This is a genomic window from Blastomonas natatoria (genome assembly GCF_003201955.1).
Lineage (GTDB): Bacteria > Pseudomonadota > Alphaproteobacteria > Sphingomonadales > Sphingomonadaceae > Blastomonas > Blastomonas natatoria.
In genome coordinates this window covers 1-21700 of the sequence record NZ_QJJM01000008.1, presented here as the reverse complement: position 1 = coordinate 21700, position 21700 = coordinate 1, and the positions used below count along the sequence as shown (strand labels likewise).

Sequence of the window (21700 nt, the reverse complement as noted above, 5' to 3'; positions counted from 1 at the left end):
TCCCGCCTCCTCTATTTTTCGCCGCTTCAGATGCAACCCCCTGCATCATGGGCCTGTGCATAACTGCCTATACCGGATCGTCCGATTTCGTGCCCGGCGCCTTCCAAAGCAGCGGCATAAGTTCGGATACGTCGACATCGCGCCGGTCATCGGGAATGACACCCAGCATCGGGCCGATCCGCGGCACCAGCTTGGCGACCACCGGGGCGGCAGTCCAGCCAGCGGTGCGCTGGAACGAAGACGCCTGGTTGCCCGAGGGCTCGTCGATCATGACGATCACCACATAGCGCGGCTTGTCCATCGGGAAGGCAGCAGCGAAGGTTGCCACCACCGAGCTGCGCCTGTAGCCGCCGGCGCCCGGCTTTTCTGCCGAGCCCGTCTTGCCGCCCACGCGGAAACCCGGAGCTTCTGCCTTGCGGCCGGTGCCGTCGCGCACGATCATGCGCAGCAGCTGGTTCATGCGCGCGCTGGTCGAGGCCTTGAACACGCGCTCGCCGCGCGGCACGTCCGCCGGGTTGAGCTTGAGCAGCGTCGCCGGGCGGTAGAGGCCGCCATTGACCATCGCGGCATAGGCCGAAGCAAGATGCAGCGGCGTCACCGCGATGCCATGGCCATAGCCCACTGTCATGTTGGTGAGCCTGCCCCATTGGGCCGGCCAGAGCGGCTTGGCACGCTCACGAAGGTTGATTTCGGCCTGACGATCGAAATGCAGCTTGCGCATCACCGCCTGCAGCCGTTCCGGTCCCAGTTCATCCGCAATCTGCGCGGTCACGATGTTGGAGCTGTGCACCAGCGTTTCGGGCACGTTGAGCCAGCGCCCCGACGAATGGGAATCGCGGATCTGGAAGCCTGCGACCTTGAGCGGGCGACTGGCATCATAGCGACGTGCCATGCTGGTCACCGTGCCTGCATCGATCGCCGCAGCGACGGTCAGCGGCTTGAACGTCGATCCCAGTTCGAAGAAGCGATAAGTGACCTGATTTGCCTCGAAGGCGATGCTGTCAGCATCGAACTGGTTGGGGTTGAAGCTGGGCAGCGAGGTCATGGCCATGACTTCGCCGGTTTCGACGTCGAGCACGATTCCCGCTGCAGCCTTGGCGTCATAGGCCTTCATGCCCTTGCCGAGTTCATCCTCCAGCGCCGCCTGGACGCGGATGTCGATCGACAGCGCCGATGGGGTCAGCCGCTTTTTCGGATCGATGAGCTCTGCGTCCATCGCCCGCTCCATGCCCGAGACGCCATGGCCATCGGGATGAACATAGCCGAGCACGTGCGCAGCCAGCTGCAGCTGCGGATAGAAGCGTTCCTTCTCGCGCGGGAATTCGATACCGACCTCGCCCAGGGCATGGACGCGGTTGACCTCTTCGGGCACCGCGCGATGGCGAAGATACGTGGGCTTGGTACGACTGAGCAGCTTGAGGAAACGCTCTTCGGACGTGTCGGGGAAGATTTCCGCCAGCTTGCGGGCAAGCACCCGGCGGTCGCCGATCAGCCGGTCCGGCACGACGCGAATGGCATAGCCGTCGATGGTGCGCGCCAGCGGCACGCCGTTGCGGTCGACAATGTCCCCCCGGCCGGGATCGACCAGAGCAGAGCGCGTCGCTGCCTGGGCCTGCTCGCCGAAGACACCGATAAAGGTCAGCCGCAACAGGATGGCGCCGACACCCAGCGCGAAAAGCGCAAGCACCGCCACCAGACGAACCTGGGCGGTGAGCGTGAGATGCTGGCGCTTGCTGGCCAGACGGACCCTGTGACTTCCAGACGCAAGCGCAGTCATTGACCCCCCGTCTTCTTCAATTCGGCATCGGCCTGCTGATTGATGCGATCGAGCAGCCGATCGTCGAGCAGGCGGCGCCCCGCACTCTTGTCGTCACCGGCTCTGGCCGCCTTGGGTGCGGTTGCGGCGGTTGCCGCCCGTGCCGGGCTGATGATCGCGACACTGGCCGAAACCGAGAGCGGCTCGGGCGTCTTGACCGTGTTGGCGGCCAGTTCAGACGGCTTGATCGGCGCCGGCTCGGCCTGCGGCTTGATCGTCATCGCGGCAACCCGCACCGGCTCATCGAGCGGCTTGTCGATCTCGCCCAGATTTGCCAGTTCGCGCTCGCCATCAAGATATTGCGCGGCGCTGGGCGCTTCATAGCCATATTCCAGGTCGTTCCACATCGCGAGCTGGGCAAGGCTGGCACGGGTAGCGAATTCGGTTTCCAGATAGCGGATCTCGGCGCGTGTGCGCAGAATGTCGCGTTCGGTGCGCGTGAGGTCGCTGCGCAGCGTCGCAACGCTGAGCGACAGCGGATAGAGCGCGATCGCGACGATGAAGATGAGCGCGATCCAGCCGATGGTCTTGAGGCGCTTGACTGCGAGGATCATGCCGCCCGCCTTTCCGCATCGTCGAATGCACCCCAGGCCGGAGCGCTGCTGCGTACCGCCACCCGCAAGGTGGCCGAACGCGCGCGGGGGTTACGCGCGCATTCGGCCTCGCCCGCCCGGGTCGGTCTGGCGGGTTTCTCGAAACTGGGGACCCGGCGCTGGCCGGACGTGTCAGGCAGGTGACGCGACCCCGCGCCCTCGCTGCCCGATCGCGCCTTGAGGAAGCGCTTGACGATGCGGTCCTCGAGGCTGTGAAAGCTGACCACGGCGAGGCGTCCGCCCGGCGCGAGCATCGCCTCGGCGGCGACCAGCCCTTCGCGCAGCTCGTCCAGCTCTCCGTTCACATGGATGCGGATCGCCTGGAAGGTGCGCGTGGCCGGGTCCTTCGGCGCACCGGGGCGATAGCCCAGAGCCTTACGCACCACCGTCGCCAGCTCGAGCGTCCTCTGCAACGGACGGGCGGCGACGATGGCGCGGGCGATCCTGCGCGACTGGCGCTCCTCGCCGTAAAGATACAGAATGTCTGCAATATCGCCTTCGTCGGCAGTATTGACGAAATCGGCTGCGCTCAGGCCATCCTGGCCCATCCGCATGTCGAGCGGGCCGTCCGACTGGAACGAGAAACCACGCTCGGCCTGATCGAGCTGCATCGAAGAGACGCCGATATCGAACACGATGCCATCGACCTGGGTCACACCTGCGGCGCGCAGCATCTGCGCGAGCTGCGAAAAGCGCCCGGCATGAAAGCTGAACCGACCTTCGCTCTGCTCCACCAGCGCCTGGCCGGTGGCGGCAGCATCGGGATCGCGATCAAAGCCGTGGACGTTCGCCCCCGCTGCCAGCATGGCACGGCTGTACCCGCCAGCACCGAAGGTCGCATCGACATGCACTTCGCCCGGCTGGATCGCCAGCCCGTCCAGCACCTCTTCAAGCAGCACGGGAACGTGCGGCGCATTGTGCGGCGTCTTGCTGGTTTCGGGTGCGGCCATCAGCGCTTGCCCCCCAGCTCTTCCATCAGGAAACGTGCGTTGAACTGCTGCGATGCCAGGCGCGGGTCATCGAGCGACATCAGATGCTCATAGCCCCAGACGCTGAAATCGGTGCCGTTGCCGCTGAAGAACACGTGCTTTTCGATCCTCGCCATGGCCACCAGCATCTTGGGCAGGATCAGACGGCCGCTGCCGTCGAAGCTGATTGTGGCCGTGCTGTTGAACCGGGGACCGCCGAACAGTTCGGTGCGGAATTCCTCGCCCGTCTCGCTGGCGATCTGCTCGCGGCGACGCATCTGTTCGATCAGCGCGTTCAGCCGCTCGGTGCCATAGCCCTGCAGGCACTGGCCCTGCGCATTGAACGAGAAGACGACGGAGCTTTCGCCATTCGAGTTTGCGATGATGGGATTGCGGAACGCAGCCGGGATGGCCATCCGCCCCTTGGGGTCGATGGTGGTCAATGCAGAACCAAGAAAGGCACTGATTTCCGCCACTTGGTCAATTCACCCCTTTGCCGCGCCCGTTGCGTATCCCTGACTGTCCGGGGGTGCTGACCGGTGATGCCCTGGCCGAATGGCGAGCCCACCCGCCTGTCAGCGGATAAAGTTCGCAAGCTCCCGCACCGCATGGGCGCCGCAGGTCGGCAAGGAATCACGAATGGTTGAACCCCGATTAAGGGAGTCCATACCAAGGGAAACTTGGGGATGGAAGGGGTTTTTTGGGCCTAGAACGGTAACATTGGGGCTGACGTTCCGGATTTGGGGTGAGCCGAACATGGCCCGTGCTGTCGCTTCATCCGCCGCCCTCCTGGCCCAGCTCTGTCAGCAGATCATGCACGAACCGCCGGGTGGCACGCCCGGATTCATCGGTGTTGCGGAGGATCTCCGGGTCAAGCAGATCGGCATCGGCAACAAGGATCACCCTTCCGGCCCCCACCCGGCAGCGCGCCGACAGCCCGTCATCATCGACACGGCATTGCGCGTCCCCAGATTTCCCCGGCAAAACCCCGAACTGCCCCGGATGGACCAGTAACGCGCCCGATTTACCCCCCCGCCGCGATTCGATCCCGGGGTTCAGCAGCTCGATTCCCCAATGCTTGAGCAGGGGTGACATCAGCGAAGACCGCACCGGGCCTTGCGGATCGACGAGGCTGGCCCCGCGGGGCCATTCGAGCATGGGATCGACGAAGAGCAGCAATCGCCCGCCAGTGCGCACGAACGTGTCCAGCGCCACGAATTCGCCTGGTGCAAGCGCGCGCGGCTGGACCAAGATGGCAAGGCGCACCCCTTCGAGTGTGCGCGCGTCCAGCGCATCGGGCAGGACCAGATCGTGCCCAGCTGCCAGAGCCTGATGCAGCGGATGCGGATCAGCCTTGCCTGCGATGACGCCTTCCATATCCACCCCGGCGCCATAGACCAGCGGCAGGCTGCTCATCAGCGCGATCCGCTGACGTGGCATATCGGGGATTATCGGGGAAAGCGCCTCGGTCTTGCGCCTGTGATCCGGCTGTTCCGCAGCCATCGGCGTGCAGGCTGCGGCCGCCAGACTCGCCAGCGTCAGCGCAAGCCATGCACGCATCACTGTTGTGGCTGGCTGGGTGAACCCGATTGAGGTGCATCCTGCAGTTCGCCCACCACTGGCGTCTGCCCACCTACACTGTGCTGCGTCCCTTCAGCGGGAAGGTCGGGGACCACTCCCAGATCGACCAGCGGTTCGCTGGCTGCGGGCGGTTGCACCACGGGCGGCACAGCCGCTGCATCGACGCCCGGCTCGGCCACAACGGCGGTATCGACAGGCCTTTCGGTCCCGGCACGCTGCAGCAGCATGTCAGCGAGCGCGACCATCACCAGCACCGCGAAGATACCGCCGATGCCGATCTGCAGCCGGTGCATGATGGGGTTGCCCCCTGTGTTGCGGGCTTTTTCAGCGACCATGGTCAGGAATATAGGTCAACCGGCCAGCCAGGGGAAGACAGGCAGTCCCTTGGCACGCAGCCATTCGGGATTGTACAGCGTCGAAAGATACCGGAAGCCCGTATCGCACAGGATCGTTACGACGCGCGATCCCGGCCCAAGCGTCCGCCCCAGTTCGACCGCGCCTGCGACGTTGATACCCGAGGACAGGCCAAGGCACAGCCCCTCCTCCTTGAGCAGTCTTTGCACCCAGTATAGTCCGACCTCGTCCGAGATGCGGAATTGCGTGTCGATCGGCGCATCTTCCAGGTTGCCGGTGATGCGCCCCTGGCCGATGCCTTCTGCGACGGACGAGCCTTCTGCCTTCAACTCGCCATTGGCGTAATAGTTGAACAGCGCGGCACCGTGCGGATCGGTCAACGCAATCGTGGCCTTGGGGTCGCGCGCCTTCAGGCCCATTCCGACGCCCGCGATGGTGCCGCCGGTGCCTGCCGCGCAGGTAAAGCCGTCGATCCGCCCGTCCATCTGCGCCCAGATTTCCTCCGCCGTGCCTTCGATATGCGCGCGGCGGTTGGCGATGTTGTCGAACTGCTGCGCCCAGACCGCACCCGTTGTCTCTTCTGCGAGGCGGCGGGAGGTGTGCACGAAATGGCCGGGATTGGCATAGGGCGCCGCCGGGACCAGAACCAGTTCCGCCCCCAGCGCGCGCAGTGTGTCCATCTTCTCCTTGGACTGGGTCTCGGGCATGACGATGATCGTCTTGTAGCCCTTGGCATTGGCGACCAGAGCCAGGCCGATACCGGTATTGCCCGCCGTGCCCTCGACGATCGTGCCGCCGGGCTGGAGCGTGCCGCGCTCCTCTGCATCACGCACGATGTAGAGCGCAGCCCGGTCCTTCACCGATGCGCCGGGATTTGCATATTCGCACTTGCCGTAGATGTCGCAGCCCGCGGCCTCGCTGGGCCCGTGGAGCCGCACGAGCGGAGTGTTGCCAATCAGGTCGAGCGTGGTCGGTGCAATGGTCATCGCCGCTAGATAGACACGGCCTGCGGGGGCGGCAAGGCACTAGCTGCCGCACAGGCAAGCGGTGAGCGGTTCGCATCCCTTTGACAGGATCTCTGCACCTACCGAAACGCCATCTGCGTTATCAAGAAACATCAAGTCGATTGCCATCCCGGAGGCGAGAAATAAGCGCATTTGCCATGATTATACACAAATCAAAATTCGTCTACAGCAATCATCCATTATGGACATATTATCATGACATTGATTTTCTCCCGCCCCTTCCATAGCCTTGAATCACGGCCCGATTTCTGTAGTTTCATTACAAGAAATATGATCATTCAAGTGTGCTGGGGGAGAATGCTTGAAATGAGCTCTGTTGCTGAGTTGATACATCGCATTCTGCCAAACGGAACTCGGGAGACATCCAAGGGCTCTTCTCGTTCCTGGGATGACATTCCCAATTGGCCGCCTGACGTTTTTGCGGTTGTTGCGACGCTGCTCGACCGGGCGAGCGGTTATCGGCAGATTATCGAGCCCTCTTTGAACGGCAATGATCGCTCTGATCGTCTGGGAATATTCGACCCGGACTATCGGGGCAGGCTGGAAGCTGCCGGACGATGCTGGGCGTGGACCATGCTGAGCGATCCGGAACCGGAAGTTGTGGGCAAGGTCAGGCTTTTCGATCAATCGCTTGCCGACATCATCCAGAAGAACGATGTCGCGATCATCCATGATTGCTGGAAAAAGCTGGTGCAGGATTACGGCGATCATTCGGTCGCATCGTATCATTCGACCGAAACCCAGGTCTGGTGGCTTCCTGCCCTTTCGTTACTGATTGCATCGGATATTGCCAGTTCGGGCCTAGGGTTCCGTGTTGCCCCAACGATTCGGGACGGCCTGCCCACCAAGGTCCAGTATGTTCTGCTGCAGAATATCAGCGAACGACAGGACGAGGCAAAGCGCAACAATTCAACCTTTGATCGCGGCATCAGCACGCTGACCACCGAGCAGATCAACCAGTCCATGGTCGCTGTCCTTCCCAAGACTCGCACGTCGTCCTTGGGGTGCACGATACGCAACCTGACCCATAACCTGGCGCTGCTTCCCCCCATCAGCCAGGTCGAGGCGCGATGGTACGTGCCCGGGGCCAGACCCTGGCCCGCAGTGTCGAAGGATCATTCGCATGACCAGGCAAAGCCGCTGAATTTGCTGCTCATCCCCTTTCCGTATCGAATTAACCCCTCGTCCTTCCATGTGGAGCAAGAAATTGGCCAGCAACGATGGGGGTTTTTCAAGCTGAAACAGGACTGGCTGCACTGCGGCGACAGGGAAGCCTCCGTGACCCAGATCGTAGCCTTTGTGCAGAATCTTGTGAACCTTGCAGTGAGTGAACTGGGGGAAGTGCACGGGGTCATCTTCCCGGAATATGCGCTCAATGCGGAAACCTTTGGTGCCGTGGCGATCGCACTGAAGAACAGCTTCTCCAAGACAGGTTTCGAGTTCATCATTTCTGGCACAAGTGAGGAGCCGATTAGCGACAAGGCCGGAACGCGCCATGGCAATTACGCGGTGTTCAGCAGCGTCGACAAGGAAAGCGGCTCCGAATGGGGGATAAGAGGGTGCCGCGAGAAGCATCACCGCTGGAAGATCAACAAGCCGCAGATCCAGCGCTATGGTCTCAGCTATCGGATGTCGCCCGATTCAAACTGGTGGGAAGGTATTCCGCTTTCCCGCCGCATAATTGAGTTTTTCGAGGTACGAGCAGGTACCAGCCTGACCGTACTGATCTGCGAGGACCTTGCGCGCGCTGATCCGTGCCAGTCAGTCGTGCGCGCGATCGGACCGAACCTCCTCATCGCCTTGCTGATGGACGGACCGCAATTGCCATCACGATGGCCGGGGCATTATGCAGGCGTGCTCGCAGACGATCCGGGATCGTCGGTGCTGACACTGACATCGCTTGGCCTGATCGAGCGGGGGGCCGTCATGGACGCCGCCCAAAGCCGTAGCGTCGCGCTTTTCCGGGACAAGGGCGGAAATCAGCGAATGCTCCAACTGCCTCAGGGCTCTCATGCGCTGGCGGTAAGGTTGACGGCATCGATGGAAGAGGAGCATACTCTCGACGGCAGAGGTGATGGCAAAACCGCCTATGTCTGGAAGCTGGATGAGGTGGTGGCCTTGCGCGCCGATGCCGAATTCGCTCGCCCATGGATTGTGGGACAAGGTCGATCATTGTCGTAACGCTTTGTTGTTCCTATTTGCTTATCACTCGACGCAGTCCCGCGCTGCGCTCGACTTAGGAGGTTGAAATGGCTTTTGGCATGAGAGGCGACTCCGACCGTGATGCATTCATTCATTACGTCGAGGAACTGGCTGTGCCGGAAGGCTGGAAACAGGAAGCGAAAATGGTCAAGCTGGCGACCAATCCCATGACGGATCACGCTGACGGGTCCGCTGCGGCTCGATCCGGAATGCGTGCATCAGTCCGGGGCCCTCGTTCCAGAAAGTCTGATTGACCTTACCACCGACCGAAATCCGGCCCTAGCGGTTCCGACAACAGGCAGGTTCCGTGGTAGCTGATACAGCACTGGGGACTGGCGCCTCTTGGGTCTGGGCGCTGTAGACTTCAAACCGGCCGCTCGGCCAGAAGGCTGCGCACCAGCGGCTGCATTTTCTCGTCGAAACGGGCCAGCATCACATGCTCGTCGGCCGTCTCGTAATGCGTGATCAGCTCGCGTCCATTCCACCAATGCAGGGCAAACGCCGGCGGGTCGGCGATGATCATGTTGCGGCCATCGGGACGGTCGGGATCGATCGGCGCAAGTTCGAGCGCCACCTGCGGCGCGCTGGACGGACAGATGGCCACCGGAAAACCGTTCCACTGGCTGACGATAGCGCGATGGACATGGCCGCAGACCATGCCAATGACATTGGGCCGGTTGGCAAGGCAGTTGCGCAGGCGCTGCACCCAGGGCTCTTCGGGATGGGTGTTCATCCATTCGATGCCCACTTCGATCGGCGGATGATGTTGCACGATCAGCGTCGGGCGGGCGGTCTGCTCGGCAAGCCGTGCGTTGAGCCAGTTCGCCCGGACCTCGCAAAAGGCACCGCCATGCCGCCCCTCTTCAAGGGTATCGAGCACCAGCAACCGGATCGGGCCTGCATCCACCTCATATTGCACGAAGCCGTCGGCCACCGGCACATCGGGGAATTGCGACAGGAAGGTATCACGCTGGTCGTGATTGCCCATGCACATGTGAACGGGGAATGGGCAGACGGAAAATGCATTCCTGAGCCGACGATAGCTGTCCTCGTCGCCCCGGTCGATCAGGTCGCCGGTCGCCAGCAGCATGTCGGGCACGGGGTCGAGCTCGCGCAGCATGGCGATGACCTGGTCGAGCCGCTTGCGGTTGAACTCCGCCGGATTGTCGGGATCAAAGCCCAGATGAATATCGGTGATCTGAGCAATGAGCATCCCGCGACCCGGTCCCTTGTTGTTCGTTGGCTTGAGGGAAGAGGCTATCGTCGCAATCGCGCCGCTGCCCCTCCCGGATGTGCCATGGAGGCCGTAATCTCTGGCCGCTTTTTCTTTTTGTCTTGCTCGCGAAGCAGCCATGGCGCCCCCTTATCGGCATGGTAATCGTGGCACATTGCACAAGTGGATTCGACCGGTTTCTTCACCTTGACCAGTGATGCGCCGCTTTCCCCGACATGACAGGTGCGGCAATCCTTGATCCCGGGCAGTAACAGATCGGAAGCATCGCTCGATTTTTCAGCGAGATGGCAGCTGGTGCACTCTTCCTTGTCGTGCGCATCATGCGTGAACCAGCCCTTTTGCATGTAACGGCTGGTCTGGGCGACCGGCGCGATGCGGAAATCGAGCCCGCCCGACGATGAGGGCGGCACCACGACATGACAATCATAGCAGGCGCCGCCGCGGCTGAAGACCTGGCGGATCGCCTGGTCGGCTCGGCCGCCGCGGAAATTGACCGCGCGGGCATAGTCCGCTGCAGTGCGGCGCGAATTGACGACACCGGGGCGCTGCCGCGCCAGGCTGCCCAGGTTGATCGGGCGGGCGGGCGGCGTGGAGCGATAGAAGGCGCGCAGATCCGCCTTGACCTGCTCTGGCTGGCCGTGGCGCAGCGTGCGATAGGTGTCGCCGATCTTGTCGAAGGCGAGGCTGTGGCACATGGCACAGCTCTTCTCCATGTCGACCTCGACAAAGCCGACATTGTTCTTGTCCGGCTCGTGACAGTCCTTGCACTCCAGCGCATCGCCAAAGTCGTATTTGGCCGCAAGCCTGCGCCCCATCTGCGCGACACCGCCTGTCTTGTTCAGGTGCAGGTCGTGCGGGAACTTGAGGCCGTTATTCTCTTTGGGCTTCTTGTCGAGCGAGATCCGCTTGCGCGGCGCCTTGGCATCGTCACCGACCAGCGGACGCACCAGCACCGCCGCCTGGAACTGTGGGTGCGCCTTGCCGAAATCGGCGGCGTTTCCGAGTTTGGTGTCGGTCAAGCGCGTATCCATCCCGTCATGACACTCCGCACAGAAGCGTTGCTGAGTCGGTTCCATAGCACCGGCACCCTCATGCTCGGTGTGACATTCGACACAGCGTCCCGCCGGTTTGTTGAAACTGGCCGCAACGAATCGGGTAAAAGCGGCAAATCCGGTAGGGTCGCCGCGTGCTTCCAACTGGCGCGGCATCGGCGCGTGCGGGCCGGCATCCTTCTGATGGCAGGTCATGCAGGCATTGTCGCGCACCGAGACAAACGCATCGACATGACAGGCCTGGCAGTCGTTCTTGAGCGTCTTGTGCGCGAGGCTGAGCTTGCCCGACGACCATAGGGTATCGGCATGGAAGCCGGCGGGGCGCGAGATTTTTTCCTTGTAGGCCAGATCCTTGTAGCTCGACCAGGTATAGACCGGCCAGGCAAGGCACGCGATCAGCACGAGCAACGCAAAGCCCCAGGCGCTCATCCGCTTGCCGGGCAGCAGCCCTTTCAGCGAATAGATCGCCGCCTCGTCCTTGTCCTCGGCGCTGTCAGACACCGCCTCGACGCGGCGGACGGTCAGCGTCACCGCATCGCCTTCGGTCCCGAGCGCAACGATATGTCCGCCAAAACGCAGTTCCGCGCCGCGCGCCATGTCGATCTTGGTCGATTCGACGCTGCGGCCGTCGACATCGAAAGGCTGGGCCGATTCGGCGGTGATGATCAGCTCGCGTTCGCGCCGCACCATGCGGGCATGAACCGGATTCACCGCGAGGTCGGGCAGATGCACGCCATTGCTGGCGTTGCGGCCGATGAAAATCTCATCGCCCGCCACTTCGGTCTGGCGGACAATCTCGCTGCCATCTGCCTTCAAGGCCACCTGGCGGACGATAAACATCATTCAACTGCCCCCAAACTTGCCGACACCCCGCCCCCGGGACTTTCGATCACCAGTAGAAAAACACGCTGAAAATATGCGCCGACAGCGCGGCGAGCAGCGCGAACGTCATGGGTACATGCACATAGAGCCAGACCTGCAGCATCGACTTGATCTGCAAATGCCGCCGCAGCCGAGCCAGCGTCGATTCCTTGCGCTGCAACAGGCCGTCGACCTTGTCGAGCGGATCATCACCCATCCTCGGCTGATAGGCACGCATCCGGCGCAATTCGGCGATCGCGGCGCGCGTTTCGCAGCCCGAATAGCTGTTGGTGATGCGCTGAAGAAAATTGCCGTCGAACGGGTCCTGTTCCAGCGAGGCCTGGACCAGCGCAGCCTGGCCAGGCTCAAGCGGCTGGGCCGCATCGTGCAACTGACGGTCGAGCGAGCGCAGCTGCTCGATCATCATCCGTTCGGTCACCGCGCCATCGGCATCGGCCCGGTTGCTGGACAGATTGTCAGGCAGGGTCGCGTAGAAATAGATGCCGACAATGCCGGAAATGATGACAATCATCATCAGCGCCCAGGCCAGGGTATGGACGTTCCAGCCCAGCTGGAAGCCGGTGTGCAGCGTGCCGATGACGATGAGGCTGAGCCCGAGATAGACATGCGCACTGGTCCATGCCTTGAGCGACCAGCCGCCGGGCGTGATCGCCCGCTTGCGCAGGCCAAGACAGGTCAGCCAGAAGATGAGACCCGCACCGATCGTCCCGAGGGTATAGCCATACCACGAGCCGCCATTGTGCCGCGGCTGCACGTCGATCAGAAAATAGCTGGCGAGGCACGTGATGCTCAGCACCATCGCGATCTTCAACCAGCGGAAATTCTTGTGGCGCAGAAAACCGTCGTGCATCGAGCTCCGCTCGCGGCCTACGGTCTTCTTGCGCACGGCGGGCGCTGCGGGCTGAGCCTGGCTTGCCATGGTCAGGCCTCCTCCTGCTCGAGCCGCGCAACGGTCAGGAATTCGTCAGGCGCGACGCGGATGGCAGCGCCGGTCGGGCATGCGCGCACGCAGCTGGGCCCGCCCTCGATCCCGGCGCACATGTCGCACTTGATCGCCTTTTTGGGCTTTTCCACGCTGTGATCGCTATTGGCATAGGCCCATTTCTTGCTCGGTTCGCCAGGTCCCGGACCAAAGCCGAAGAACAGCCAGGAAAGCAGGCTGGGTTTCTTGGGCGGCACCTTGTCCATGCGGATCACGCCATAAGGGCAGTTGCGCTGGCAGTTACCGCAGCCGATGCACGTGTCGTTGATATAGACCTCGCCATCCGGGCCGCGATTGATCGCATTGGGCGGGCAATCTGCCATGCAGTGCGGATGCTCGCAATGGCGGCAGCTGGTCGGCACGTGCAGATGCGCATAGGTGCGCCCCGCCTCGCGGTCGAGCCGGGAGAGACCGTCATGGCTGTCCGCGCACGCCTTTTCGCAATTGTCGCAGCCCACGCACAGCGTCTCGTCGATCAGCAGCACGTCGGTCGCCTCGCCGATGCCGTTTTCGACGAGGAAGTTGGCGACACCCGAATACATGTCGACCACACCCGAGAAACTGTCCTTCTTCGCCTCGATAAAGGCGTTGATGTCCTGGCGGCTGGCCATGTCGCGCTTGGCGCGCTTGAGCAGTTCGGGATTGGCGTCGAGCACCTTCTTGAATGCGTCGCCGTCGATCTGGATGACTTCTGACTTGATCGCCGCCTTCACGGTTGCCGTCCGCCGGCCTCCCGCGATCAGCGCCATTTCACCGACATAGGACCCGGCCGGCAGATACGAAAGGAACACCGGCTTGCCGCCGATTTCCTTCTCGACGATCATCGATCCGACGCGGATCACATAGATTTCCGTGCCCTCGTCGCCTTCCTTGAGGATCGCTTCGCCCGGCTTGATCTGGCGGATGCGGCTGGTGTCGACGACCTCGCGGATATCGTCGGGCTTCAGCCCCGATCCGAACATCTGAAGCAGCAGGCGTTCGGTGGAAATGCGCTCGATCGCCTTTTTCGCGGTCGGCACCTGGCTCTGCAGCTTGAGCGCGGCATTGCGCGAGATCTCGACGCAGATGGTATCCTCCGCCGCTACGACGGTGGCACCCCGGCGGCGCCCGGAAATCAGGCCGACCTCGCCGAAGATCGATCCCTGCCCGATCGGCACGGTCTTCGATGGATCATTGGGGTCGATCTGTACCGCGACCGAACCTTGCGCAATCGCGAACAGCGACGATCCGGGCGCCGCGCGTTCGAAGATCACATCGCCCCTGCGGTAGAATTTCGCGTCCGAATCGAGCATGAACTCGCGCATCTGAAGCGGGTTCATGCCGTTGAGAATCGTCACGTTCTCGCGCAGCAGGTCGAGCCATTCGGCCACCGACTTGCGGCCTGGCAGGTCCTTGAACTTGCCCTCCAGGATCGGTTCGTCCGCAGGCTTCAGTTCGGTATTGCCGTTGATGAACTCGATGACGTCATAGCCCTGGTTCATGCAGTGCTTGATCAGCGGATAGCCTGCCAGCGCGCCGATGACGAAAATACCCGGCGCGGTGGATTCGAACACGGGCGAAAGCTGGGGAAAGGCCAGACGATCGGCGCTGGTGAACGCGATGCCGCATTCCTCGATAAAGGCACGTGGCGGGGCCGAGCCGATACGGGCGATGATGCGGTCGCAGCGCACCCTTTCCTCGCCATCGCGGGTGTTGAACGTGATCCAGCCCGGCTCGACGCTGGCGGTATCGGTCTCGAAGCGAATCTGCAGCTTGCCGGCGTTGCGGTCCGCCAGCAGCGCCAGCGCGTTCGCCTCTTTGGCGGTCGGGAAGGATTCCTTCGGGCTCGGCGCCTCGGGCCCGCGGCTCACGATCGTGACGACATTGCCCTGCGCCGCATCTTCGGCGAGGCCCCGCGCATTCTCGATGCCCGCATCGCCAGCGCCGATGACGACGATATGCTCGTCGACATATTCGGTCGGGTCGTCCAGCTGATACTGGACGTGCGGCAGGTCTCCCCCCGGGCAGCGCATGCGGTTGGGGTTGCCCTGGGTCCCGATGGCGAGCACGACGTTTTCGGCGATGATCTTCTCGCCATTGGTCAGCTCAAGCTCATAGGGCGGGGCGTAGCGCTGGATTTCCTTCTTGGTGATCGATCCGTCGCGCGCGCGCTGTTCGATCACATGAACGCTGCCCTCGATCGCGGGGCCGGTGCCCCTGATCGCCTTCACCTCGGCGTTGAACTTCACATTGACGTTCAACTCCCTGGTCCGGGCGTTCCATTTTTCCAGAATCGCCTCGCGCTTGCCCGCGTCGAACTCGTGGTCAGAGCGAAGCACCAGTTGCGATGGCGTGGCCATCACATGCTTGCCCTTCTGATATTTGTAGATGGTGTCGGAGAGGTGATCGGTCTTTTCGAGCAGGACATGGCTCATGCCCAGGCTCGCAGCGCGTGCTGCCGCGCTCTTGCCGGCCGGGCCCGATCCGATGATTGCAACGCGGTAGATTTCGCTCACAGGTTCGCGTCCCCCAAATGCGGACGCTCTTCCGTCCGCGCTTGCGTGCACACCTGTCAGTCCCGCGCCGCGCTGCCCGATTTCTCCCCGATCGGTGCCGCCATCGCCAGAATGCCTCGCTGCCGCAAGAACTTGCCCAAAATTCGGTTGCGAACCCTATGCCCATATTTCTAGCAAAGAATGTGATCTTTACCACTTAGAAATTGGAAAATTTGGGCGATCGGCTAGCCTTGCATCCGGACGCGACAGAGAGACACGCAACATGACCGATCCCATGACCGATACCCCGCCTGCCGCCACCCCATCCCCGCGCGGCACGGGAAGCGGCTTCGGCCTCGGCAAGGCGGCGCTGGCCGCAGCGGCGCTGATTGCCGCCAGCGCGGTGGGCTACAAGGTGTACAGCGACCAGAAGCCTGCCCCGGTCGCACCGACCGCCCCGCTCAATGCCCAGGGCCAGCCCGCCTCGGTGGATGAAGTGATCACTGCGCTGGAGGCCCGGCTGCGCGACAATCCGGACGATGCCGAAGGCTGGCGCATGCTGGGCTGGAGCTATTTCGAGACGCAGCGCTTCGCCGAATCGGCCACGGCCATGCGGCGCGCGATCCAGCTTGCCCCCGGTAATTCGGAATATCACTCGATGCTGGGCGAGGCGCTGGTGATGGCGAGCAAGGACGAGGCGATCAGCCAGGACGCACGTGCCGCCTTCGCCAAGGCGGTCGAGATTGACCCCAAGGACGCCCGCGCCCGCTATTTCCTCGCTGCCGCCAAGGATATCGATGGAAAGCACGCCGAAGCGATCGAGGACTGGTTTGCGCTGCTTGCCGAGACGCCAGCCGATGCACCCTATGCCAAGGACATTCGCGACGTCATCCGCAATGTCGGCAAGGAACGCGGGATCGAGGTTGAAAAGCGCCTCGCCTCTGCAAAGTTCGCTCCGCCGACCGCAGGCTTCCGCACGGATGGTGCAGAAGCCGCGACCGCCGGGATCCCCGGACCGACGCGCGACCAGATGGCCGCCGCAGCCGCCCTGCCGCAGGGCCAGCAGGACATGATGATCAAGCAGATGGTCGATGGCCTCGCCGAACGCCTGAAGCGCGAGCCTGGCGATACCGATGGCTGGATCATGCTGTTGCGCAGCCGCATGCAACTGGGCGAAACCGGCAAGGCCGAGGCGGCCTTGCGCGATGCAATGGCGGCGCTCAAGAACAAGGCTGCAGATCAGCGCCGCGTCCGCGAGGCAGCCTCTGCTCTGGGCGTGCCCGGCGCCTGACGATTGGCTGTTGCTGCATATGGATGCCGCCAACCCGACCTGTTGACCGGTACCGCATCTATTGCCGGCTCTTTGTCGGCAAGCTGAGCGCGACGGAAACAATCTAGGGAACATCTTGCACAATTAATTATGTTACTCGCAGATGATTTCCTGCTATTGCGAGTGCCTTGCACCAATCGGAAGCAGATCAGGCTCATGCCGGAATTCGACCATGTTGAACGTGCGTCCAGAGCGCTAGAAGACGTCTCGACGCTGGAAGATCTATTGGCCGTCCTGGCCGATGCAGCCGCGCCATTCGGCTTTGCCCATGCTGCGCTTGCGCGGCACGTCCATCTGCAGTCGGGGTTGATGGAGCCGGAAATGGTGACCAACTATCCGAAGGCCTGGCACGATCTGTTCGAGCGCCGCGACTATGGGTTGACCAGCCCCGTGCTCGCTGCCTGTCAGCGGCATGGCGGCGCCATCCGCTGGACCGATCTTGAAACGATCATTCCCCTGACGCGCATCCAGCGCGAATATCTGGACGAGATGCGCAAGCTTGGACTGGGATCAGGCTGCACCATTGCCAGCCACATGCCCGACCGGCCGACCATTTCGGTGCATTTCGTGGTGAAGGACGGCGCGCCGCTCGAACCGCGCCCCTTCATGCTCGCCATCCTGCTCGGCATCGCTGCGGGGCAGCAGGCCCGAACCTTGTGGCAATCGCAACTGCCTCAGGCCCAGGTTGCGAATGACGAGCGCCTTTCGCCACGCCAGGTCGATTGCGTGAAGCTGGTCGCCCGGGGCATGACGAGCTGGGAAATCGCTGCCGTGCTGGGCATATCCGATCAGACGGTCAGCGAATATCTGACCGATGCCCGTCGCCGCCTCGGCGTTTCCAACCGCGCCCAATTGGTGCTCAAGTCCCTGAAGCTGGGCTATTTCACGCTCGACGACGTCACCGAATAAGGCCTCTGGCCCACGCCCTCACGGCAGCCGGGCGCTTTGGGCAATGCGGCGATAATCTTCGATGTTCCGGTCGAAATAATGCAGCCGCGGCGCATCGAAGCTGATCATGTACAACCGACCCGAGATGATCGCGGCATGCGCCTCGCCCTTGCGGGTCAGCTCATCTGGGTCGACATATTCGTAGCGGAACAGAACGCCGTCGCGCTCCAGAAAGCGGGTGGGCTGCACTTCGGTCACGCGGAAATCGGCCAGTTCCTTGGCACTGCGATAAGTCGCTTCGAACAGCTCGGGCAGTTCGACGAGAAGGGTGCTGGCGCTGAACCTGGGCAACGGCTCGCGCTTCTTGCTGCGTTCGCGCACCAGTGGCTTGCCCGGCTCGATCCCGGCGAAGAAGGTGAGATCGTTGAGCTGCCCACCATCGAGCGTCCAGGTCTCGACATGCTTGCCGATATTCCCGTCGAGCCGGTTCCAGTCCCGCGGGGGCGCAACGGTGAGCGCGGAATCGGCGATGGTCACCACGACACCCTGTTCCCGAAGCTTGTGTGCCGTGGCTGCAGAGGGCAGCAGCGCGACGACAAGCAGCGCTGCAATCGCGGAAAAGGTGCGGGGAATCATGGTTCGGACATCTCCTGAGGGATCATCAGGCCGATCATCCGCGCGTCCGGTGCATCGGGCTTCAGCGTCAGATAGCGGCGCAGCGCCTGTTGCCCCGGAGCCCGTTGTCCGGTCTTGAGCAGCGAAAGACCCAACCCGCGATGCGCCTCGGCATGGACTGGATCCAGCGCGATCGCCTGGCCGTAGAATTCAGCGGCGTTGACCAGATCGCGCGGCGCACCGCGCATCCGGTAGAGCTCCCCGCGCGCATGCCAGAGCGGCGCGGTCCAGCCAGTTTCGGCCAGGGACTGGATGATATATTCGCTCGCCCCGAAATCGTTGAGCTTGATCTGGTCGGCGAGCAACTGCGGCAGCCAGGGCGCGAGGGCGGCGCGATAGCGCTCCGCCCCGTCATCACGCGTCGCGCCATCCGGCCGGGCGAGAAGCGCGAGCGTGGTCGCACGCTCGACCTGTGGCGGATGCGTCGCATAGAATGCCACCCGGTCCAGGCGCGGCTTTTTCAATCCCTTGGAAAGCGCGTCTGCCTGATACTCGCCGATCAGCCTTTCCCAGACTTGCGCTGCTGCCTGCGGTCGCAATGTGCTTGTGTTCAGATAGGCGATGCCGAGCGCATCGGCTTCGCGCTCCTGGTCACGGCTGAAGCGAAAATAATTGCCGATGATGGTCAACTGCAGGTCGCGATAGGTGCGCACCACGTCGTACGTCGGGGCCAGATTGGCGAGAACGAAGGCCCAGGCCATCGCATCGCCGCCAGAACGCCGGGCCATCAGGCCCTTGAGCGAGTGCCGGGCCTCAAAATGTCCGAACTCATGGCCAAGTACGGCTCCCAGTTCCGCCTCGCTGCGGACGCGAAGCAGCAGACCGGAAAAGACCTCCATCATTCCATTGGGATACATGCCAGCATTGAACACCGGCGCGCGCACCACATACACTCGGGTTGCCCCGCAGCGATCATGCCCCACCGTGTCGCAAAGGACCTTGCGCACATAGGCGTTCAGCGCCTGGTCCCGGATCATGATATCGGACTGGGAATAGCGGCGCTCCTCCTCGTCCATCTCGCGCCACAAGCCCTGCTCATCCACGCCCTGCGGCTGATAGGCCCCGGCATAAGGCGGGGGCAATGCGGGCTCGGCCTGGACGGACGATGCCAGCGCCAATGCCAGCGAGGCCAATGCGAGCCGGTATCGCGCGATCACGGCTTCGCCTCGGGCCCGGCCTCAGCCACCGCAACCTCTTTCGGGATCGCGCTGCCCGGAAAATCCTCCAGCAGCTGGCGCACGCGCTTCATCGCCCCGTCAGGCTCGCGCACATCGCCGCCCATCTGGCCGTCGGCATTCAGCCAGAGCAGATCGCCAGTCTTGAGATCGACCAACCCGGCATATCCGGCATGCACGCCCGATGTGACCCCGACGCCAGCGACCAGCCCGACGATCTGAAGCATCTTGCGCCCGGTCGATCCATAATGGTCATTGGTGAGGAGGAAGAGCCCATAATCCGCCTGATCCGCGCCGGGCAGCTTGCCCACATCGGGTCCCAGCGACCAGTCGAACTGTCCGGCCTTGTTGTCGCGTTTCTTGGTGGGCAGGCGGTTGCCGACAAAGAACTGATATTCGATCACCGCCCGCGATACCGCAGCAAACAGCGCCTGATGCTCCGCCACACGGCGCGCATCCTCGCCATAGGCTTCGGGGGCAGCGATCACGGTATTGCCGAGTTGCCGCTGCAATTCGGCCAGCGCCGCGTCGATATTCTCACGCGCCTGATCGGTCCATTCGGCGCGCGGCTCGGCCATGCCGCCGGTCGATTGCTCCGCCACCCTGACCGAGGGACGCAGCAGCAGAATTTTCTTGCCGCTTTGCGGAGGAAGAACAAATCCCGGGCGCACTGCCGAGCGCTCCTGCGCCTGTGCCGGCACCGAAATGATTGCCCCGCACAGTACAGCCGCAGCCATAAGGCCGAATAACGCACGCATCCCCTACCCCCCGTTCGTAACCGGGATAATAGGATCATCCTGTCATTTTCTTCTACGGGAAAACGCGTTATCGCTTCATATTGAATGCGATAGTCGGCGTCGGTCCGAATTGCTTAGCGCGAGCCGAACAATGCCGAGCCGACGCGCACATGGGTCGCACCGATCCTGACCGCATTTTCATAATCGCCTGACATGCCCATGCTCAGCTGATCAAGCCCATGTGCGCGCGCCAGCTTGGCGAGCAGCGCAAAATAGGGAGAGGGTTCCAGATCAGCAGGCGGTACCGCCATCAGGCCGACAACGGGCAGGTCCAGCGCCCGGACCTGATCGAGGAATTGCGGCAGATCGGCGATCGCGCAGCCACCCTTCTGCTCTTCCTCGCCGATATTGACCTGAACGAAGCACGGCACCCGCCTGCCCGCCTTGTCCATCGCCGCCGCCAGAGCCCTGGCCAGCGACATGCGGTCGAGCGAGTGGATGCAATCGAACAGCGCGACGGCATCCTCGGCCTTGTTCGATTGCAGCTGGCCGACCATGTGCAATTGCAGATCGGGGTAACGCGCGCGCAGCGCCGGGAATTTTAGCGCGGCTTCCTGCACCCGGTTTTCGCCGAAGACCCTGTGCCCCTCTTCGATCAACGCCTCAATGGCCTCGACCGGCTTGGTCTTCGAGATGGCGATCAGCGTGGTCGATCCGGCGGGGCGTCCGGCGATCCTTTCCGATCGGGCGATGGCATCACGCACGGTGGAGAGCGCAGTGGCGGGGGCGTCGCTTTGTATATCCATGGCGCGCGGCTATAAGCCCGGACATGCGCCGCCGCCAGCCCGGAAAAAACCTGCCCACACTGTGGCTGATCAGCGACGCTCGCAACGATGCGGTGCTCGAGCGGGCGATCAAGCGACTGCCGCGCGGATCGGGGCTGGTGTTCCGGCATTATCATCTTCCCCCGGAGCAGCGCCGCCAGCGATTCGTGCAACTGGCCAAGCGCATCCGCAACCGCGGCGGGGTGATCGTGCTGGCAGGCGATACCGCGATGGCGCGACGTTGGCGGGCGGACGGCTGTTACGGCGCACCGGGCGGCGGTGCGGCGGGCGAGCTGATCCAGTTGCTGACGGTGCACGACCTGCGCGAGCTCGCCCGCGCGAATGCGACGCGAGGCCAAGCGCAGGCGCTGATCTCGCCTGTGTTTGCCACGCGAACGCATCCCGGCGGCGCAACATTGGGTGTCGCAAGATTTACCAGCCTCACGAGATTGTCTCGCCTGCCGGTGATCGCATTGGGTGGCATGACGCGGCCAAGGGCACGGCAGATCACGGCGGTGATCAACGGCTGGGCGGCGATTGACGGCCTGTCAGGATAATTGCCCGCGCCGCCACACTCCTGCGGAAGCCTTGCTCATCTGTCGGCGGACATACAGCGAGACACCACGCATTTTTGCCGACTGGCTCCACCCCAGGCATGTCCGCTTCCAGGCGCTTTAGAGGGCTCCGGGAATGGCGGGAATTGGTGGTTTGCTGCCGTGTCTGACAAAGCAATGGTTAATCAGAACAAGCTAGGCTTGCTGCCAGAAATTTGGAGACTGCGTAATGGCTCTTGCTGGGTTGGTGCGTCCGGGGTGACGTGGCCCCCAGCTTTCCTCCAGCGGGGATTAGAGCCGGGCGGTTATTTCGCGCATCAGCGCGGTTGAAGCAATGGGCTGCGTAGCGGAGCC

The 21700-nt window shown here is 62.9% G+C and carries 19 protein-coding genes; 4 read left to right on the top strand and 15 right to left on the bottom strand.

All coding sequences use genetic code 11. The features are described from left to right. Positions 1-67: 67 nt before the first annotated feature. From C7451_RS11175 to C7451_RS11145, 7 genes are all read right to left on the bottom strand, one after another. Positions 68-1777 carry a peptidoglycan D,D-transpeptidase FtsI family protein gene (locus C7451_RS11175; RefSeq protein ID WP_110299058.1) on the bottom strand — a complete coding sequence of 570 codons (1710 nt, stop codon included), beginning with the start codon at positions 1775-1777 and terminating at the stop codon, positions 68-70. Beyond that, positions 1774-2370, bottom strand: coding sequence for a hypothetical protein (locus C7451_RS11170; RefSeq protein WP_110299057.1), 597 nt, complete (start codon positions 2368-2370; stop codon positions 1774-1776). Before C7451_RS11170 ends, C7451_RS11175 begins: the two co-directional genes overlap by 4 nt. Beyond that, positions 2367-3359, bottom strand: coding sequence for a 16S rRNA (cytosine(1402)-N(4))-methyltransferase RsmH (rsmH, locus tag C7451_RS11165; protein ID WP_110299056.1), 993 nt, complete (start codon positions 3357-3359; stop codon positions 2367-2369). The genes C7451_RS11170 and rsmH overlap by 4 nt, the downstream gene beginning before the upstream one ends. After that, positions 3359-3853 (bottom strand): division/cell wall cluster transcriptional repressor MraZ, encoded by a 495-nt coding sequence (locus C7451_RS11160; RefSeq protein WP_146215352.1) that lies wholly within the window; start codon positions 3851-3853, stop codon positions 3359-3361. Before C7451_RS11160 ends, rsmH begins: the two co-directional genes overlap by 1 nt. A gap of 298 nt (positions 3854-4151) precedes the next feature. Continuing rightward, entirely contained in the window at positions 4152-4937 is a 786-nt protein-coding gene (locus C7451_RS11155; protein WP_110299054.1) for a Gldg family protein, read from the bottom strand. Next, complete coding sequence (locus C7451_RS11150; RefSeq protein WP_146215351.1) at positions 4937-5251, bottom strand: hypothetical protein; 315 nt, start codon at positions 5249-5251, stop codon at positions 4937-4939. The genes C7451_RS11155 and C7451_RS11150 overlap by 1 nt, the downstream gene beginning before the upstream one ends. Positions 5252-5308: 57 nt before the next feature. Then, a complete protein-coding gene (locus C7451_RS11145; protein ID WP_110299052.1) occupies positions 5309-6298 on the bottom strand; it encodes a cysteine synthase A in 990 nt (329 codons plus the stop codon). A gap of 234 nt (positions 6299-6532) precedes the next feature. On the opposite strand from C7451_RS11145, the gene C7451_RS11140 reads away from it, so the two are divergent. Further along, complete coding sequence (locus C7451_RS11140) at positions 6533-8518, top strand: hypothetical protein (RefSeq protein WP_146215350.1); 1986 nt, start codon at positions 6533-6535, stop codon at positions 8516-8518. A gap of 385 nt (positions 8519-8903) precedes the next feature. Here the strand turns inward: C7451_RS11140 and C7451_RS11135 are convergent, their stop codons facing one another. Genes C7451_RS11135 through C7451_RS11120 form a run of 4 tightly spaced genes read right to left on the bottom strand, consistent with a single transcriptional unit; the run spans position 8904 to position 15184 of the window. Continuing rightward, positions 8904-9752, bottom strand: a complete 849-nt coding sequence (locus tag C7451_RS11135) for a phosphodiesterase (RefSeq protein ID WP_110299050.1) — start codon at positions 9750-9752, stop codon at positions 8904-8906. A 44-nt stretch (positions 9753-9796) separates the two neighbouring features. Then, positions 9797-11668, bottom strand: coding sequence for a cytochrome c3 family protein (locus C7451_RS11130; protein ID WP_110299049.1), 1872 nt, complete (start codon positions 11666-11668; stop codon positions 9797-9799). Between the two features lie 46 nt (positions 11669-11714). Then, the gene (locus tag C7451_RS11125) at positions 11715-12626 is read right to left on the bottom strand and encodes a hypothetical protein (RefSeq protein ID WP_110299048.1); all 912 of its coding nucleotides are present in this window, start codon (positions 12624-12626) and stop codon (positions 11715-11717) included. A gap of 2 nt (positions 12627-12628) precedes the next feature. Beyond that, the gene (locus C7451_RS11120; RefSeq protein ID WP_110299047.1) at positions 12629-15184 is read right to left on the bottom strand and encodes a cyclic nucleotide-binding domain-containing protein; all 2556 of its coding nucleotides are present in this window, start codon (positions 15182-15184) and stop codon (positions 12629-12631) included. Between the two features lie 262 nt (positions 15185-15446). On the opposite strand from C7451_RS11120, the gene C7451_RS11115 reads away from it, so the two are divergent. Together C7451_RS11115 and C7451_RS11110 are read left to right on the top strand one after the other, a co-directional pair. Continuing rightward, a complete protein-coding gene (locus tag C7451_RS11115; protein WP_110299046.1) occupies positions 15447-16454 on the top strand; it encodes a tetratricopeptide repeat protein in 1008 nt (335 codons plus the stop codon). Between the two features lie 195 nt (positions 16455-16649). Next, positions 16650-17402 (top strand): helix-turn-helix transcriptional regulator, encoded by a 753-nt coding sequence (locus tag C7451_RS11110; protein WP_167398511.1) that lies wholly within the window; start codon positions 16650-16652, stop codon positions 17400-17402. 18 nt (positions 17403-17420) lie between these two features. On the opposite strand, the gene C7451_RS11105 is transcribed toward C7451_RS11110, so the two are convergent. The 4 genes from C7451_RS11105 to C7451_RS11090 all read right to left on the bottom strand — a co-directional run bounded on the left by C7451_RS11105 (position 17421) and on the right by C7451_RS11090 (position 20774). Next, positions 17421-18017, bottom strand: coding sequence for a hypothetical protein (locus tag C7451_RS11105; RefSeq protein ID WP_110299044.1), 597 nt, complete (start codon positions 18015-18017; stop codon positions 17421-17423). Then, positions 18014-19213 carry a M48 family metallopeptidase gene (locus tag C7451_RS11100; RefSeq protein ID WP_110299043.1) on the bottom strand — a complete coding sequence of 400 codons (1200 nt, stop codon included), beginning with the start codon at positions 19211-19213 and terminating at the stop codon, positions 18014-18016. The genes C7451_RS11105 and C7451_RS11100 overlap by 4 nt, the downstream gene beginning before the upstream one ends. Then, a complete protein-coding gene (locus tag C7451_RS11095) occupies positions 19210-19989 on the bottom strand; it encodes a hypothetical protein (RefSeq protein WP_110299042.1) in 780 nt (259 codons plus the stop codon). Before C7451_RS11095 ends, C7451_RS11100 begins: the two co-directional genes overlap by 4 nt. Before the next feature lie 113 nt (positions 19990-20102). Beyond that, positions 20103-20774 (bottom strand): YggS family pyridoxal phosphate-dependent enzyme, encoded by a 672-nt coding sequence (locus tag C7451_RS11090; RefSeq protein WP_110299041.1) that lies wholly within the window; start codon positions 20772-20774, stop codon positions 20103-20105. A gap of 23 nt (positions 20775-20797) precedes the next feature. Between C7451_RS11090 and C7451_RS11085 the strand changes: the two genes are divergently transcribed. Further along, complete coding sequence (locus tag C7451_RS11085) at positions 20798-21349, top strand: thiamine phosphate synthase (protein WP_110299040.1); 552 nt, start codon at positions 20798-20800, stop codon at positions 21347-21349. The last annotated feature ends 351 nt before the right edge of the window (positions 21350-21700 follow it).

Bases quoted from the DNA above. Each gene is read 5' to 3' on its own strand.
- C7451_RS11175 (WP_110299058.1), bottom strand. From the start codon at position 1,777: ATGACTGCGCTTGCGTCTGGAAGTCACAGGGTCCGTCTGGCCAGCAAG.
- C7451_RS11110 (WP_167398511.1), top strand. From the start codon at position 16,650: ATGCCGGAATTCGACCATGTTGAACGTGCGTCCAGAGCGCTAGAAGAC.
- C7451_RS11090 (WP_110299041.1), bottom strand. From the start codon at position 20,774: ATGGATATACAAAGCGACGCCCCCGCCACTGCGCTCTCCACCGTGCGT.
- C7451_RS11115 (WP_110299046.1), top strand. From the start codon at position 15,447: ATGACCGATCCCATGACCGATACCCCGCCTGCCGCCACCCCATCCCCG.
- C7451_RS11130 (WP_110299049.1), bottom strand. From the start codon at position 11,668: ATGATGTTTATCGTCCGCCAGGTGGCCTTGAAGGCAGATGGCAGCGAG.
- C7451_RS11085 (WP_110299040.1), top strand. From the start codon at position 20,798: ATGCGCCGCCGCCAGCCCGGAAAAAACCTGCCCACACTGTGGCTGATC.
- rsmH (WP_110299056.1), bottom strand. From the start codon at position 3,359: ATGGCCGCACCCGAAACCAGCAAGACGCCGCACAATGCGCCGCACGTT.
- C7451_RS11155 (WP_110299054.1), bottom strand. From the start codon at position 4,937: ATGCGTGCATGGCTTGCGCTGACGCTGGCGAGTCTGGCGGCCGCAGCC.
- C7451_RS11145 (WP_110299052.1), bottom strand. From the start codon at position 6,298: ATGACCATTGCACCGACCACGCTCGACCTGATTGGCAACACTCCGCTC.
- C7451_RS11105 (WP_110299044.1), bottom strand. From the start codon at position 18,017: ATGATTCCCCGCACCTTTTCCGCGATTGCAGCGCTGCTTGTCGTCGCG.
- C7451_RS11140 (WP_146215350.1), top strand. From the start codon at position 6,533: ATGACATTGATTTTCTCCCGCCCCTTCCATAGCCTTGAATCACGGCCC.
- C7451_RS11125 (WP_110299048.1), bottom strand. From the start codon at position 12,626: ATGGCAAGCCAGGCTCAGCCCGCAGCGCCCGCCGTGCGCAAGAAGACC.
- C7451_RS11150 (WP_146215351.1), bottom strand. From the start codon at position 5,251: ATGCACCGGCTGCAGATCGGCATCGGCGGTATCTTCGCGGTGCTGGTG.
- C7451_RS11135 (WP_110299050.1), bottom strand. From the start codon at position 9,752: ATGCTCATTGCTCAGATCACCGATATTCATCTGGGCTTTGATCCCGAC.
- C7451_RS11095 (WP_110299042.1), bottom strand. From the start codon at position 19,989: ATGCGTGCGTTATTCGGCCTTATGGCTGCGGCTGTACTGTGCGGGGCA.
- C7451_RS11170 (WP_110299057.1), bottom strand. From the start codon at position 2,370: ATGATCCTCGCAGTCAAGCGCCTCAAGACCATCGGCTGGATCGCGCTC.